The 15,296-nt window shown below is 66.5% G+C and carries 16 protein-coding genes; 10 read left to right on the top strand and 6 right to left on the bottom strand.

Going from position 1 to position 15,296, the window contains the following annotated elements:
- The first annotated feature begins 7 nt into the window (after positions 1-7).
- The 8 genes from FHT98_RS02550 to FHT98_RS02515 all read left to right on the top strand — a co-directional run bounded on the left by FHT98_RS02550 (position 8) and on the right by FHT98_RS02515 (position 6,760).
- Complete coding sequence (locus FHT98_RS02550; protein WP_142112176.1) at positions 8-811, top strand: FAD binding domain-containing protein; 804 nt, start codon at positions 8-10, stop codon at positions 809-811.
- Positions 812-932: 121 nt separating this feature from the next.
- Positions 933-1,847: an AAA family ATPase gene (locus FHT98_RS02545; RefSeq protein ID WP_142112174.1), complete on the top strand. Its 915-nt coding sequence runs from the start codon at positions 933-935 to the stop codon at positions 1,845-1,847.
- A 32-nt stretch (positions 1,848-1,879) separates the two neighbouring features.
- Complete coding sequence (locus FHT98_RS02540) at positions 1,880-2,260, top strand: nuclear transport factor 2 family protein (protein WP_142112172.1); 381 nt, start codon at positions 1,880-1,882, stop codon at positions 2,258-2,260.
- Positions 2,257-3,456 carry a vWA domain-containing protein gene (locus FHT98_RS02535; RefSeq protein WP_142112170.1) on the top strand — a complete coding sequence of 400 codons (1,200 nt, stop codon included), beginning with the start codon at positions 2,257-2,259 and terminating at the stop codon, positions 3,454-3,456. Before FHT98_RS02540 ends, FHT98_RS02535 begins: the two co-directional genes overlap by 4 nt.
- A gap of 41 nt (positions 3,457-3,497) precedes the next feature.
- Positions 3,498-3,821, top strand: coding sequence for an XdhC family protein (locus tag FHT98_RS02530; RefSeq protein ID WP_047574650.1), 324 nt, complete (start codon positions 3,498-3,500; stop codon positions 3,819-3,821).
- Between the two features lies 1 nt (position 3,822).
- Positions 3,823-4,452 carry a LysE family translocator gene (locus FHT98_RS02525; RefSeq protein WP_061966975.1) on the top strand — a complete coding sequence of 210 codons (630 nt, stop codon included), beginning with the start codon at positions 3,823-3,825 and terminating at the stop codon, positions 4,450-4,452.
- A gap of 3 nt (positions 4,453-4,455) precedes the next feature.
- The gene (locus FHT98_RS02520) at positions 4,456-5,148 is read left to right on the top strand and encodes an XdhC family protein (protein WP_142112168.1); all 693 of its coding nucleotides are present in this window, start codon (positions 4,456-4,458) and stop codon (positions 5,146-5,148) included.
- A 10-nt stretch (positions 5,149-5,158) separates the two neighbouring features.
- Positions 5,159-6,760, top strand: coding sequence for an NTP transferase domain-containing protein (locus FHT98_RS02515; protein WP_142112166.1), 1,602 nt, complete (start codon positions 5,159-5,161; stop codon positions 6,758-6,760).
- Between the two features lie 7 nt (positions 6,761-6,767).
- On the opposite strand, the gene bcsS is transcribed toward FHT98_RS02515, so the two are convergent.
- Complete coding sequence (gene bcsS, locus FHT98_RS02510) at positions 6,768-7,487, bottom strand: cellulose biosynthesis protein BcsS (protein ID WP_185745047.1); 720 nt, start codon at positions 7,485-7,487, stop codon at positions 6,768-6,770.
- Between the two features lie 171 nt (positions 7,488-7,658).
- Here bcsS and FHT98_RS02505 point away from each other — a divergent pair, with 171 nt between their 5' ends.
- Both FHT98_RS02505 and FHT98_RS02500 read left to right on the top strand, forming a co-directional pair.
- The gene (locus tag FHT98_RS02505; RefSeq protein ID WP_061966979.1) at positions 7,659-7,928 is read left to right on the top strand and encodes an usg protein; all 270 of its coding nucleotides are present in this window, start codon (positions 7,659-7,661) and stop codon (positions 7,926-7,928) included.
- A gap of 119 nt (positions 7,929-8,047) precedes the next feature.
- Entirely contained in the window at positions 8,048-8,647 is a 600-nt protein-coding gene (locus FHT98_RS02500) for an exopolysaccharide biosynthesis protein (protein WP_091856581.1), read from the top strand.
- A 28-nt stretch (positions 8,648-8,675) separates the two neighbouring features.
- On the opposite strand, the gene FHT98_RS02495 is transcribed toward FHT98_RS02500, so the two are convergent.
- The 5 genes from FHT98_RS02495 to FHT98_RS02475 all read right to left on the bottom strand — a co-directional run bounded on the left by FHT98_RS02495 (position 8,676) and on the right by FHT98_RS02475 (position 15,113).
- Positions 8,676-10,856 (bottom strand): putative bifunctional diguanylate cyclase/phosphodiesterase, encoded by a 2,181-nt coding sequence (locus FHT98_RS02495; protein WP_185745046.1) that lies wholly within the window; start codon positions 10,854-10,856, stop codon positions 8,676-8,678.
- A gap of 136 nt (positions 10,857-10,992) precedes the next feature.
- Positions 10,993-11,742 carry a proteasome-type protease gene (locus tag FHT98_RS02490; RefSeq protein ID WP_113587584.1) on the bottom strand — a complete coding sequence of 250 codons (750 nt, stop codon included), beginning with the start codon at positions 11,740-11,742 and terminating at the stop codon, positions 10,993-10,995.
- 57 nt (positions 11,743-11,799) lie between these two features.
- The gene (locus FHT98_RS02485) at positions 11,800-12,627 is read right to left on the bottom strand and encodes a transglutaminase family protein (protein WP_142112160.1); all 828 of its coding nucleotides are present in this window, start codon (positions 12,625-12,627) and stop codon (positions 11,800-11,802) included.
- Between the two features lie 55 nt (positions 12,628-12,682).
- Entirely contained in the window at positions 12,683-13,624 is a 942-nt protein-coding gene (locus FHT98_RS02480) for an alpha-E domain-containing protein (RefSeq protein WP_142112158.1), read from the bottom strand.
- Between the two features lie 73 nt (positions 13,625-13,697).
- On the bottom strand, positions 13,698-15,113 hold the full coding sequence (locus tag FHT98_RS02475; RefSeq protein ID WP_061966985.1) for a circularly permuted type 2 ATP-grasp protein: 1,416 nt from the start codon (positions 15,111-15,113) through the stop codon (positions 13,698-13,700).
- Positions 15,114-15,296: the final 183 nt, after the last annotated feature.

Below are 15,296 nucleotides of genomic sequence, written 5' to 3'. Positions count from 1 at the left end.
CAAGTCGATGTACGCTTTCACCTATCACAAGCCCACCAGTGCCCGGCAGGCGGCGACGCTGCTCGCCAAGAAGGAGGACGCCAAGCTCCTCGCCGGCGGCCACACCCTGCTGCCGACGATGAAGCAGCGGCTGGCCTCGCCGACCGCGCTGGTCGATCTCGGCGCCTGTCCAGATCTCAAGGGCATCAATCGCAAGGGCCGCAACATTGTCATCGGCGCGATGACGACCCATGCCGAAGTGGCTTCCTCGGCCGAGGTTCAGGAGGCGCTGCCCGCGCTCGCCTTCCTCGCCGGCAGCATCGGCGATCCGCATGTGCGCCATCGCGGCACGATCGGCGGCTCGGTCGCCAATAACGATCCGGCGGCGGATTATCCGGCGGCCCTGCTGGCGCTCGGCGCCACCGTCGTCACCAACAAGCGCAAGCTGACGGCGGAAGAGTTCTTCACCGGGCTCTACGAGACCGCCTTGGACGAGGGTGAGATCATCACCAAGGTCTCGTTCCCGCTGGTCTCGAAGGCGGGCTATGCCAAGTTCCGCAACCCGGCCTCGCGCTATGCCATGGTCGGCGTCTTCGTCGCCAAGCGCGGCAGCGAGATCCGCGTCACGGTGACCGGCGCAGGCGAGGGCGGCGTCTTCCGCTGGCCGGAAGCGGAGGCTGCGCTCAAGGCGCGCTTCGCGCCGAAATCGCTGGACGGGCTGAAGCATACCGCCAAGGGCATCAACGGCGACATCCATGCCGATGCCGAATACCGCGCCCATCTGATCGGCGTGATGGCCAAGCAGGCCGTGGCGCAGGCGACGGGGAAGTAGGCGAGGGGTTGCCAACTTGCGCACGTCGTGGCCGGGCTTGACCCGGCCATCTCGTTCAGGACCTTAACTTGCTTTCGATCAAGAGATGCCCGGGACATGCCCGGGCATGACGTAGGTTGTCATGTCTTCTCCTCTGCCTTCCTCCATCGACGCCACGCTCGCGCTGCTCCAGTCGCAGGGCTATGTCGCCGACCGCGCGCTCGCGACGGTGCTGTTCCTGGCGCTCCGGATGAAGCGGCCGTTGCTGCTGGAGGGCGAGGCCGGCACCGGCAAGACCGAGATCGCCAAGGTTCTGGCGGCGGGGCTCGGCCGGCGCTTGATCCGGCTACAATGCTATGAAGGGCTCGATCTCGCCTCCGCCGTCTACGAGTGGAACTATGCCGGGCAGATGATGGCGATCCGGCTGGCGGAAGCTGGCGGCGCGGCCGGTGATCGCGAGCGGCTGGAAGGCGACATCTTCTCCGAGAAATACCTGGTGAAGCGCCCGCTCTTGCAGGCGCTGGAGCCGCAGGAGGGCGGAGCGCCGATCCTGCTGATCGACGAGCTCGACCGCACGGATGAGGCCTTCGAGGCCTTCCTGCTCGAGGTGCTGGCCGATGCGCAGGTGACGATTCCCGAGCTCGGCACGATCCGGGCGGCTGAGCCGCCGATCGTGATTCTGACCTCGAACCGCACCCGCGAGATCCATGACGCGCTGAAGCGCCGCTGCCTCTATCACTGGGTCGGCTATCCCGATGCGGCGCGCGAGCTTGCGATCCTGAAGGCGAAGGTGCCGGATGCCCCGGCCAAACTCTCGAAGCAGCTCGTCGCCTTCGTGCAGGCGATCCGCAAGGAGGAATTGTTCAAGGCGCCGGGCGTCGCCGAGACGCTGGACTGGGCGACGGCGCTGGTCGAGCTCGACGCGGTCGCGCTCGATCCCGCCATCGTTTCGGATACGCTGGGCGCATTGCTGAAGTATCAGGACGATATCCAGGCGATGCAGGGCTCGCAAGTGAAGGAGCTGCTGGATCGGGCCAAGGCGGAGGCGGGGCGCTAGTTTCCTGCGCCGCGAAGCGAGAGGGTGCTGCCATGAACGCCGACATCAAGGCCGTCGAGGCGACGGTCCGGACCTATCTCGACGGGCTCTACGAGGGCGATGCCGAGAAGCTCGCCCATGTCTTCCATCCGACCAGCGCCCTGACCACGGCGCGCGACGACGGCGCGATCCAGATCGTCCAGCGCGACGCCTGGCTCGACGCCGTGCGCACCCGGCCGGCGCCGCAGGCGGCGGGCATGCAGCGCGACGATCATATCCTGACGATCGATCTCGTCGGGCCGACGCTGGCGCTGGTCAAGGTGAAGTGCCAGATGCCGCCGCGCTATTTCACCGACCTGCTCTCGCTCCTGAAGATCGAGAGCCGCTGGCAGATCGTCCAGAAGGTGTTCATGACGGAGACGCAGGGGACGTGAGCGGCAAGCTTGCCGAGAACGTCGCCTATTTCGCCCGCGCCTTGCGCGCGGCGGGATTGCCGGTCGGGCCGGGCGCGGTGGTCGAGGCGATCGCGGCACTGGAAGGCGGGGCGCTTGGCGGGCGCGACGACGTCTACTGGGCGCTGCATGCGATCCTCGTGAAGAAGCACGAGGACACACCGGTCTACGATCAGGCCTTCCGGCTGTTCTGGCGACGGCGCAACCTGATCGAGAAGATCATGGCGCAGATGTCGCCGGTCTCGCCCCGCGCCGATAGCCAGCCGGAGAAGGCCGAAGCCGGGGCGCTGCGGGTGGCGGAGGCCTTCGCGCCGCCGCCGCGCGAGGACGAGCCGCCGAAGGAGCTGACCGAACTGACGGCGCGGCTCACCGTCTCCGATCGCGAGATGCTGAAATCGCGCGATTTCGCCCAGATGAGCGCTGCCGAGATCGCCCGTGCCAAGCAGTTGATCGCCGAGCTCAGGCTGCCCGACGACAGCATCGTGACGCGCCGCTTCCGGCCGGCGCATCGCGGCACGCGCATCGATCCGCGCCGGACCTTCCGGCAGTCGCTGCGGGGTGGCGGCGCCTCGATCGACCTCGCCTTCCGCGAGCGGCGCGAGGTGCATCCGCCCATCGTGGCGCTGGTCGATATCTCCGGCTCGATGGCCGAGTATTCGCGCATCTTCCTGCATTTCCTGCACGCACTGACCGAAAAGCGCCGGCGCGTGCATTCCTTCGTCTTCGGCACGCGCCTGACCAATGTCACCCGGATGCTGCGGGCGCGCGATCCGGACGATGCCTTGGCGCTCGCCGGCAAGGCCGCGCCGGACTGGGAGGGCGGTACGCGCATCGCCACCGCCCTGCACGATTTCAACCGCATCTGGTCGCGGCGCGTGCTGGCGGGCGGGGCGATCGTGTTGCTCTTCACGGACGGGCTGGAACGCCATCTCGATGATAGCCTCGGTTTCGAGATGGACCGGCTGCACCGCTCATGCCGGCAACTGGTCTGGCTCAACCCGCTCCTGCGCTACGATGCCTTCGCGGCGCGGGCCAGCGGCATCCGGGCTATGCTGCCTCATGTCGACTCGTTCCGGCCAACCCACAATCTCGCGGCGATGGCCGATCTCTGCGCCGCGCTTTCGCTGGATGCAGGGCGGGAGAGCGATCCACGCCTGTGGTTGAAGAAAGCCGGTTGAGGCATGATCTCAAGGGCCAGATTCAGGCGTAAGGTGACATCATGATCAGCACCGAAACCGATATCCTGCGCGCTGCCGAGGACTGGGCGCGCGGCGGACGTGGAGTCGCCATCGCGACCGTGGTCGAGACCTGGGGCTCGGCGCCGCGCCCAGTCGGCTCGCATCTCGTCATCGACGGGGAGGGGAATTTCCTCGGCTCGGTCTCGGGCGGCTGCGTCGAGGGCGCCGTGGTGGCGGAAGCCGCCGATGTGATCGCCGACGGCAAGGCGCGCATGCTGGAATTCGGCGTCGCCGACGAGACGGCCTGGCAGGTGGGCTTGTCCTGCGGCGGGCGCATCAAGGTCTATGTCGAGAAGGTGAACTGAGATGGCCTCCTGGGAAACCCTCGTCGCCTTCGCGACGGTGACCATTCTCGTCGCCTATTTTCCGGGGCCCGCGCTGCTCTACACGGCCGCCCAGACGATCAGCCATGGCCGCAAGGCCGGCCTGATGGCGATGCTCGGTATCCATCTCGGCTGTTACCTGCACGTCTTCGCCGCCGCCTTCGGGCTTTCGGCGGTGTTCAAGCATGTGCCGGAGCTCTACATGGCCGTGAAGATCGCCGGCGCGCTCTACCTGATCTGGATTGGCATCGGCATGATCCGCTCGCGCATGGGCTCCCCCGATCAGCCGGTCGCGCCGCCCAAGACGGTGAAGCGCGCGCTGCTCGATTCCTTCATCGTCGAGATCCTGAATCCGAAGGTTGCGCTGTTCTTCATCGCGCTGCTGCCGCAGTTCGTCGACCCTTCGGCGTCGCTGCCGGTCTGGGCGCAGTTCCTGATCCTCGGGATGGTCGTGAACTTCGCCTTCTCCTCGGCCGATCTCGTCACCGTCTTCGGTGCCTCGCTCGTGGTCGGCGCGATGAAGAAGACCAAGGCGAGCTTCGCCTTCGGGCGCTGGATCGGCGGCTCGCTGATGATCGCGCTCGGCCTGAAGCTCGCGACGGACAGGGGCTGAGCGGTGGAGCTTTCGACCCTCGCCGCGCTCAATGAAGAGCGCCAGGCGCGCCGCGCCGCCGTGCTGGTGAGCGATCTCGCCACGGGCGCGCAACGGCTGGTGAAGCAGGCTGCGATCGCTGGCGATACGCTGGCGGAATTGCTGGAGCGGCAATTGCGCTCCGGCAAGAGCGGCATGGTCGAGGCTGATGGGACTTCCTATTTCCTGACGGTGCAGGCGCCGCATCCGCGCGTGGTCGTGACGGGTGCCGTCCATATCTCGCAGGCGATGGCGCCGATGGCCCGGGCGCTCGATCTCGATCTCGTGGTGATCGATCCGCGCAGCGCCTTTGCCACGCCCGAGCGTTTCCCCAAGGTGACACTGCTGGCTGAGTGGCCGGAGGAGGCGCTTCCGCGGATCGGGCTCGACGCCTACACCGCTTTCGTCGCGCTGACGCATGATCCAAAGATCGACGATCCCGGCCTCGTTGCGGCGTTGCACTCCGACTGCTTCTATGTCGGCGCGCTCGGCAGCCGGAAGACGCATGGCAGGCGGCTCGAGCGATTGACGGAGGCGGGCTTCGATACCGCCGCGACGGACCGTATCCATGCGCCGATCGGGCTCGATATCGGCGCGGTCTCGCCAGCGGAGATTGCGCTCGCAATCCTCGCCGAGATCGTCGCGACTTTGCGCGGCCCGCGCCGCAAGCCGGCCTGAGGATCACGCGATGAAATTCGGACCGGTCGCCATCGCGGACGCCGTCGGCTGCATCGCGGCGCATACGATCCGCGCGGACGGGACCATCGTGAAGAAGGGCGCGACCGTCACGGCGGAACTGGCCGCGAAGCTCGCGGCGGCCGGCATCACCGAGATCGTTGCCGTCCGTCTGGAGCCCGGCGATATCGACGAGAATGCTGCGGCGGAACGGCTGGCCGAACGGATGGTCGGAGATGCGATCGTGGCCGAGTCGCCCTTCACCGGGCGGGTCAACATGTTCGCGGCGCAGGCGGGGGTGCTGCGTGTCGATATTGCGGCGATCGACGCCTTCAATGCGGTGGACGAGGCGATCACGGTCGCGACCCTGCCGGCACTGAAGGCGGTCGTGGCGGGCGAGCTCGTCGCCACCGTGAAGATCATTCCCTATGCGGTTCCGCAAACTCTGGTTGAGCAGGCGCTCGACGCACTCGGCAACACGCCGCCGGTCTCGGTCGCGGCCTACCGTCCGTCCAGCGTCGCGGTGATCTCGACCCTGCTGCCGGGGCTGAAGCCGAGCGTCGTCGACAAGACCTTGCGCATCATGCGCGATCGGCTGGAGCCGGCCGAGGCGATGCTGGCCGCCGACCAGCGCGTGCCCCATGAGGCCGAGCCCCTGGCCGCGGCCATCGCCGAGCAGGCGGCGGGAGCGGCGGACATCATCGTTGTCTTCGGGGCGTCGGCCATCACCGACCGCCGCGACGTCATCCCGCAGGCGCTGGTGGAGGCGGGCGGCGAAGTCGAGCATCTCGGCATGCCGGTCGATCCCGGCAACCTGCTGATGCTCGGCCGCATCGCCGGCAAGCCGGTGATCGGCGCGCCGGGCTGCGCCCGCTCGCCCAAGGAGAACAGCTTTGACTGGGTGCTGCAGCGCTATCTGGCCGGTGTCCCCGTCGGGCGCAGCGATGTCCAGAAGATGGGGGTCGGTGGCCTGCTGATGGAGATCGTCTCGCGGCCGCAGCCCCGCGCTCCGGGTTCTCCCGAGCGCGGTCCGCTGGCGGGGATCGTGCTGGCGGCGGGGCAATCGACGCGGATGGGCGCGGAGAACAAGCTGCTGCAACCCCTGCGCGGCAAGCTGATCCTGCGCCATGCCGTCGAAGCGCAGATCGAGGCAGGCTTAAGCCCGGTGATCGTCGTGACCGGTCACCAGCGCGCCGAGGTCGAGGCGGCTCTGTCGGACCTGCCGGTGCAGCTCGTGCATAATTCCGACTACGTCTCCGGCCTCGCCAGCTCGCTCAAGGCCGGTGTTGCGGCATTGCCGCCAGAGGTCCCGGCCGCAGTGATCTCGCTCGGCGACATGCCGAATGTCACGCCTGCGGTGATCGAGCGCCTGGTCGAAGCGCATCGCACGCAGCCCGAGGCGCTTGCGGCCGTGCCGACCCTGTTCGGCCAGCGTGGCAATCCGGTGCTGCTCGCACGCGCGATCTTTCCCGCGGTCTCGCTGCTGAGCGGTGATCGTGGCGCACGGCGGCTGCTCGACGAAGCCGGGGAGCGCGTCATCGACGTGGCCTTCGAGGATCCCGCCATCGCCATCGATGTCGATACGCCGGAGGCCTTGCGGGCGCTGCGGAGCTGACCGCCTCTCAACGCTGCCAGTGCAGTCCGAGTGTGCCGTAATAGGCGGAGGGCCGGTCGCTGGTCTTCTGCAGGCCGCCCGAGAGGCGCCATTCCAGCCCGAGGGCGCGCAGCCCGGTGAGATGCAGGCCCAGCCGGAGCTTGCGATAATCGCGTTCGCGGTAGGCTTCGAATTCCGGGCCGAGATAGAATCCGGTCGGGACCTGCCAGCCCGGCGCGAGACGCGCCCAGAAGCGCCCGTTCAGGGACGATGCGTAGGCGTTGGCCTGCACGACCATTCCGGGCGCGGGAACGATCCAGAGATCAGCCTGCAGCCGGGCACCGTAGCGGGTGCCGGTGAAGGACGGGCCGAAAGCTTCGATCCGCTGTTCGCTTTCGATATCCGAGCCGGCATAGAGCGCGAGAAAGCTGTCACCGACACGCCATTCATAGCCCAGCAGGGCCTGCGTTTCGCTCTTGTAGGTCACGCCGTGCGGCCGGTGGCGGTGGGTCTGTTCCTGCGCGCCGCCGGCCTTGACGAAGAGGCGGAAGCCGCTCTCAGAGAGGCCACCGGCGATGGCACGCTTCATCCCGACCGAAAGGAAGGTCTTGGTCGGCCCGGCTTCCATCGAACCGAAGATGACCATCGAGAGCGGCGCCCGCTCGGGTTCCTCTTCATCGATGCTGGCCGCAGAGGTCGGGGCGGCGGCGAAGGTCATCGCCAGCCCGGCCAGTCCGGCCCTGCCCACCCGGTACGCCACGCAAGCCCCCACGCCCGCTGTCGCGCACGCTGCCATGCTCGGCAGCCTGCCTCAGGATTGCACCAGTTTGGCAGTAGGCTGGCAAGCCTTTGTTAACCAGGCGGGAGCAGGCTCGATCTACCCGGCAAAGCTTTCAGTCCGTAATGGAGGGAGGTGGCGATGGTTTCGACCGATTTCATCCGGCAACTCGAAGGCTATGGGCTGACCACGGCAACCATCCTCTACCGGATGCCGGATCATCTCAGCGTCCTGCAAACCTATATCTGGCAGCAGTACGACCTGGCACCGCGCTTCCCCGTCCTGCAGGACTTCCTGACGTTCTGGAAGAGAGAACTGGAAGGGCCGCTCCATTCCGTAACCGTGGCGCATTCGCGTCTGATCAAGCCGGCGGAAATCCGCAACGTAAACGGTGTGTTCACCCTGCACTAAGCGCTTCGCCGGCCTCCCGGCCCCGTGCCAGGGGCATTGAAAACCTGCGTCCGGCTCGCTTGTTGGCGGGTGTCCGGCCGTGCTAGGCGGGCGCTTCCGCTTCGGTACGGCCTGCTCCCTTGTCATCTCCCTTGCGTACATCCGGACTTCTGACGGCGCTGGCGGGTCTGCCCGGGGAGCGCATCGCCGTCGGCACGATCGTCGCTGCGTTGCAGGACCGGGCCTATGCCCTGCTCGTCGTGCTGCTCGGCCTGCCGAACTGCCTGCCGATGCCGCCGCCGATCCCACTGGTCTGCGGCCTGGTGCTCGCTTTCGTCGCCGTGCAGATGCTGACGGGGCGGCGGATGCCGTGGCTCCCGCAAGCGCTGCTCAAGCGCAGCATCGGCAAGCCTGAACTCACCCGGGCGGTGGCGCGGGCGCTGCCTGCCCTGACCTGGCTTGAACGTTTCTCGCGGCCGCGCCTGACGATGCTGGGAGGGGCTTATGCCATTCCGGTGCTGGGCCTCGTGATCCTGATCCTGGCGCTCGGGCTGATCGTGGCCGCGCCCTTCATCGGCCAGATCCCGCTCGGGCTTGCCGTCTGCCTCGTCGGGCTCGGTCTCGTCGAGCGGGACGGGGTCTTGATCATCATCGGTGCGGTGGTCGGTGCTGTCGGCCTGCTGCTCAGCGCAGGCTTCGCCTACGCGATCTTCAGCGGCATCCACGAGCTGTTCTTCTGAAGGTCCGCCGCGCGCCCGGCTCGTGGTGTCAGGCGGCGGCGAGGATTTCGGCGAAGGGATTGTCCAGGCCGAGCAGGCGGTCGATCTCGGTTGCGGGCACGGCCTTGGAGAAGAGGAAGCCCTGCAGTTCGTGGCAGCCGATCGCCTGCAGGAAGCGATGCTGCTCGGCGGTCTCGACGCCTTCGGCGCAGACGCGCAGGCCGAGCGCCCGCCCGAGATGAGCCATCGAATGGACGAGGATCGCCGATTCGCCGGTCGATTCCATGTATTCGAGGAAGGTGCGGTCGATCTTGATCTTGTCGAAGGCGAAGCGCCGCAGATAGATCAGGCTCGAATAGCCGGTGCCGAAATCGTCGAGCGCGAGGCCGACGCCATGCGCGCGGATGTCCATCATCGCGGCTTCGGCGGCGTCGGCATCCTCGATCAGCACGCCTTCGGTCAGTTCGAGCTCGAGCTGGGCCGGGTCGAAATCCGTCTCCGCGATGGTGCGGATGACGTTGGCGACGAAGTCCTTGTGGCGGAACTGGATCGGCGAGACGTTGACCGCAAGGCGGATGCCCTTCCAGCGCCTGGCCTCGGTGCAGGCGCGGCGCAGCACCCATTCGCTGAGCGGCACGATCAGGCCGCGTTCCTCGGCGATCGCAATGAAGTCCGAAGGCGGGATCATGCCATGGGCCGGGTGCTGCCAGCGCACCAGCGCCTCGACGCCGACGATGGTCGATCCGTCAACGGAGACCTGCGGCTGGTAGTGCAGCGTGAGCTGGTCGTTGTCGATGGCATGGCGCAGGTCGTCCTCGACCATGCGTTTCAATTGCATCGAGCGGTTCATCTGCGATTCGAAGAAGGCATAGCGGTTGCGGCCGCTGTTCTTGGCTTCGTAGAGCGCGGTATCGGCGAGCTTGAGCAGGGCTTCGCGGCTGGTGCCGTCGCGCGGGGCCATGGCGATGCCGATCGAGGAGCCGATGGTGACTTCGGCGCCGGTGATGGTGAACGGCTCGCTGAGGCTGGCGAGGATGCGCTCGCCGAGCGCGGCGCAGCCGGCCGGTGTCGCGGAATGGGTCTGGATGATGCCGAATTCGTCGCCGCCGAGGCGCGCGACGGTGTCGCCGACCTGGACCGCGCCGGATAGGCGAACCGCGACCTGACGGATGAGTTCGTCGCCGGCGGTATGGCCATAGGTGTCGTTGACGGCCTTGAAGCGGTCGAGATCGATCAGCAGCATTGCGAGGCTTGGGCCGTCATCGTGCTGGATATGAGCCAGGGTCTGATCGAGCGTCAGGTCGAAGCTGCGGCGGTTCGGAAGAAGGGATAGCTCATCCTGGCCGGCGAGGCGCTGGATCTGGCGCTCGCGCAGTTCGATCTGCTCGGCCGAGGCACGCAGGCGCTGGACGACGAAGATGAAGATCGCGGAAAACAGCAAGGCAACCGCAATCAGCGCCCAGAGGAAGCGGCGCAGCATGACATCGCCGGGACGGGCCGGGGACCAGGTCAGCCAGGCGCCGATCTTGCCGTCGGCGGTGCGCAGGCTCAAATTCGACAGCGGGTCGGCAGGCAGCGTGGTCACGAGCTGGATGTCGGTCACCCGATTGCGCTCGGCCAGGTCCGAGAGCAGGGCGCTGGACAGGTGCCGGTAGGCGACGAAGGATAGCGGGATCGAGCCGCCTTCGGAGCTGAAGGAGGCGATGCGCGACAGGTCAATCACCGTCAGGAGCAGTGTCTCGTCGCCATCCGTGGTGATGGTCGAACGGGCCGCGCCGAACTGGGGCGTGACCTCGTCGCCGATGACGGTGGCGACGAAGGAGCTCTTCGCGCCTCGCTGCAACGCATCGATATGATGCGGGCGCTCGTGATCCGCATGATCCATCGTGGTCGGGTTCTCGACCCAGGCCAGCACGGTTCCGCCGGTTCCGCCGATATAGGCGCCGTCGAAATCCATCAGCTGATTGCCCAGACGCTTGAGCGCGGCCTTGAGCATGGCCGGGGAGCCGGGCTGCTGCAGGGCTTCAGGCAGGTCGCCGGCAGCGACGAGCCGCTCCAGCCTCAGTTCGTTCAGCTTGATCTGGGCGTTGACGGCGGCCTCGATGCGCTCGCCCTGGCGCTGGGCCTCGAGGCGATTGGCCTCGCGGGTGATCGCGACGACGACGCCGATCCCGGCAGCCATCAGCAGCAGGAAGGCGCAGCCCAGCGTCACCACAGTGCTCGCGAACATGCGAGCGGAGGAACCCGCATTCGTCATCTTCGCGGCAGTGAATGCGGGCATTACGCGTCCGGAAAAGGGTCTTGGTGCTGTGACTTAAGGCTTGAATTATTGACATCCCGTTGCCTGCACACGGGTTTTCAAGCGCTCAAGCTCCGGGTGGCGCGTAAGGTGGCCGCGGTATCGCCATATGCGCGGCCCGCAGTGCCGCCGACCAGCGTTCGCGCAGATCGTGGAAATACGGCTCTCCCGCCTCGATCCGCCGGTTGAGCTCGAAATCGTCGGCGTCGCGCCTGATGACGACGAGATCGATCGGCAGGCCAACGCCGAGATTCGAGCGCATGGTCGAATCCATCGAGATCAGCCCGACTTTCAAGGCATCGTAGAGATGGGTCTTGTAGGTGACGGCGCGGTCGAGGATCGGCTTGCCGTATTTATGCTCGCCGATCTGCAGGAATGGGGAATCGATGCCGCACTCGATGAAGTTGCCGGCGCTGTAGACCATGAAGAGGCGCATCGGCTGCCCCTTGATCTGGCCGCCGAACAGCATGCCGATCTCGAATTTGACACCAGCATCCTCCAGCGCGGGCCCGTCGATGTCGCGGACATGGCGGATGCAGCGGCCGACGAGCTGGGCCGCCCTGAACATCGAGCTGGCGTTCTGGAGGGTGTCCATCTCGCCGGTCTCGGGGTTGGGCAGGCCTTCGTGCAGGAAGCTGACCACCGACTGCGTGATCGAGAGATTGCCGGCCGTCATCAGGCCGAAATTGCGGTCGCCCGGCCAGTTGAAGACATGGAGCTTGCGGAAGGTCGAGATGTCGTCGAGCCCGGCATTGGTGCGGGTGTCGGCGATCATGACGAGGCCATCCTGCACGAGGATTCCGGCGCAATAGGTCACGGGTTCGATCCCTGCTTTCTTGCCCAGTCTTCCTGGCGGAGTGCGCTGGAAGGGGCGCTACTGGTTGGCGAAGCGGCCCTCAGTCTCGCGGGCGCTGACGAGGACGCTGAGGTTCTCGCCTTCGCCGCCCTGACGCGAGCCTCGAACCGGTGCGGCGTCCGCGTAGTCGAGCCCTATCGCAACACGCACATGCGTGTCGATCGGGCAGAGCCCATTGGCAGAGTCGAAGCCGATCCAGCCATAGTCCTCGAGATGAACCTCGGCCCAGGCATGGGCGCCGTTGCCATGCGGCAGGCTGTCGGACCGCGCGACATAGCCCGAGACATAGCGGGCGGGCAGGCCGAGATGCCGCGCGCAGGCCATGAAGACATGGGCGATGTCCTGTGCGATCGCTTCGCGCGCTGCAAAGGCTGCGGCCGCGCCGACGCCGCTGCGGCCGCTGGCCTCGAGGCAACCCATGCGGTCGCCGACGGCATTCATCAAGGCATGCATCTGGGAAAGCGGCGTGCCGGCGCCGGCGGTGACCGCGTCGGCGAAGCTGCGCAGCGCCTCATCCTGCCCGGTGAGGAGCGTGTCGCGGCAATAGACCTCGCAAGGCACGCGCTCCAGCCCGCCACGGACCACGCCGGCGAGGTCGATCGTCTCGATCAGTCCGTCGATGCGGATGGCAAGCGAGGAGATCGGCCCGTCGGCGTAGAACGAGTGCACGATATTGCCATGGGCATCCTGCGAGGCGCGCAGCCGGCCGTCGACATTCGGCTCGATGCGCCAGGACATGACATGCTGGCCGTCATGGTCGCGCGGCGTCAGCCGCAGGATCTGCGTGATGTGGCGCGCCGGTTCGGCATATTCGTAGCCGATCGTATGGGAAATCCTGATCCGCATGCTTCAGTCCGGGGCAGGGTTTATGGCAGTCGCGCCGAGAGCGCAGGCGAGCACTTCATTGCAGATACTGCTCGAAGATGGTGTTGCCGAGGCGGTTGTTCTCGGTGATGAACTCCTCGATGAATTCGTGCAGGCCGTGCTCGAAGACGTCGTCGATCTTTGTGTTGCTGAGGCTGCCAAGGGTCTTGCGCGCCTGGCGTTGCGCCGGTCCCTGGCGGCCATAGGCGTCGCCGAGCGCATCGAGGAAGCGCGAGATGTTCTCGTAGCAGGCAGCGAGCGAGCGCGGCATGCGGCGGTTCAGCACCAGGAGATCGGCGACGAGGATCGGCTTCACCGCCTCGCGATAGACCCAGTGATAGGCGGTCAGCGCCGAGACCTCGCGCAGCACGGTCGTCCATTGGAAGTAATCGAGCGAGCCGCCGACCTGCTCGTCGGCCGGTAGCAGCACATGGTATTTCACGTCGAGGATGCGGGCGGTGTTGTCGGCGCGTTCGAGATAGACACCGAGGCGCGAGAACCAGTAGCCGTCGTCGCGCAGCATGGTCCGGTAGGCCGAGCCGTCGAAGACCAGCGAGACGTTCTTCACCCAGTCGAGAAAGCGGGCGAACTCCTCGCGATCCATGCGCTTCTTCTCGAAGCGCTGCAATTCCAGCCAGGCGCCGTTCAGCGCGTCCCACATCTCCGAGGTCAGCGCCGTGCGCACGCCCCGCGCGTTTGAGCGGGCCTGGGCAAGGCAATTGCGGATCGAGGACGGATTGTCGGGGTTGAAGGTCAGGAAGTCGCAGACATTGCGTTCATTCGCTTCGCCATAGGCCTTGGCGAAGTCCTCCTCGCAGCCGGCGGTGAGAACCGCGCTCTGCCATTCCGTGCCGGCACCGCCATAGGTCGTCGGCAGGTTGGTCAGGCGCGTCGTGGCGTCGAGGATGCGGGCGAGATATTCGGCCCGTTCGACATAGCGGGAAACCCAGTAGAGGCTGTCTGCGGTACGCGAAAGCATGGTCAGCGTGTGCCTTTCCGCGGGATGGCAGGCTGTTGCGGGAGGAGGGCTGGCGAGGGCGCGGCGGGGATGCTCATGCGTCGAGCACCCAGGTGTCCTTGGTGCCGCCGCCCTGGCTGGAATTGACGACGAGCGAGCCTTCCTTGAGCGCAACGCGGGTCAGGCCGCCCGGTACGCAGGAGATGCCGTTCGCGCCGGAGAGCACATAGGGGCGCAGGTCGACATGGCGCGGCGCGACGCCGGAGGCGACGAAGGTCGGGCAGGTCGAGAGCGCCAGCGTCGGCTGGGCGATGAAGCCCTCGGGCTGGGCCTTGAGCTTGCGCCGGAAGGTCTCGATCTGGGCCTTGTTGGCGTGCGGGCCCACGAGCATGCCGTAGCCGCCCGAGCCGTTGACCTCCTTGACGACGAGCTTGTCGAGATTGTCGAGCACATAGGCATTGGCCTCGGGCTCGCGGCAGCGGAAGGTCGGGACGTTCTTCAGGATCGGCTCCTCGCCGGTGAAGAACTTCACGATCTCCGGCATGTAGCTGTAGACCGCCTTGTCGTCGGCGACGCCGGTGCCGACCGCGTTCGCCAACGTGACATTGCCGGCCTTGTAGGCGCCGATGATGCCGGGCACGCCCAGCACGGAATCGCTGCGGAAGGCGAGCGGGTCGATGAAGTCGTCATCGATGCGCCGGTAGATCACGTCGACACGCTTCGGCCCCTGCGTCGTGCGCATGTAGACGACGTCGTCCTTGACCAGCAGGTCCGAGCCCTCGACCAGCTCGACGCCGAGCTTGTCGGCGAGGAAGGAGTGTTCGTAGAAGGCCGAATTGTACTGGCCGGGCGTGAGCAGGCAGATCGTCGGGTCCGACGAGGCGCTGCGCGGCGCGACCGAGCGCAGGGTCGCCAGCAGCTGGTCCGGATAGTTGTCGACCGGCGCGACGCGGTGGGTCGAGAACAGCTCCGGGAAGAGCCTGAGCATCACCTCGCGGTTCTCCATCATGTAGGAGACGCCGGAAGGCGTGCGGGCGTTGTCCTCGAGGACGTAGAAAGTATCCGCGTCGACGCGCACCACGTCGATGCCGGCGATGTGGCAGTAGATGCCGTGCGGCACCTTGAAATCGACCATTTCGAGCTGATAGCAGGCGTTGCGATAGACGAGATCGGGCGGGATGATGCCGGCCTTCAGGCATTCCTTGGGGCCGTAGACATCGGCCAGGAACATGTTGAGGGCGGTGACGCGCTGGCGCAGGCCGGCCTCCAGCTTGGTCCATTCCGGCTTGGTCAGCACGCGCGGGATGATGTCGAAGGGGATCAGGCGCTCGGTCGATTCCTCGTCGCCATAGACCGCGAAGGTGATGCCGATGCGGCGGAAGAACAGTTCCGCCTGGCTGCGCCTGAGCGCCAGCATCTCGGGCGGCGCTTCCTTCAGCCAGCGATCCAGGGCTTCGTAGGCGGGCCTCAGCTCGGCTCCCGAACCGCTCATTTCATCGAATGCGACCATGCAGCCCTCTTCCCCGTTAAGACCAGCCTATGCGCATTCGCGGCCGTTCGGGAAGAGGGAGAATAGCCACGTAATTCATCTGATCTGCCTTTTTCATGGGCAGTATTGATCAGGTACAGTTTGCTTTAGTTGATCTTGGCAAAGCTGAGCCAGCCCGCATGAAGCGGCTGTACCTTCGTCGCG

This window comes from Allobosea sp. AK1, from assembly GCF_006714945.1.
GTDB classification, from domain to species: Bacteria; Pseudomonadota; Alphaproteobacteria; order Rhizobiales; family Beijerinckiaceae; genus Allobosea; species Allobosea robiniae.
The sequence above is the reverse complement of the archived record's forward strand: the minus strand, read 5'-3'. Positions and strand labels throughout refer to the sequence as shown.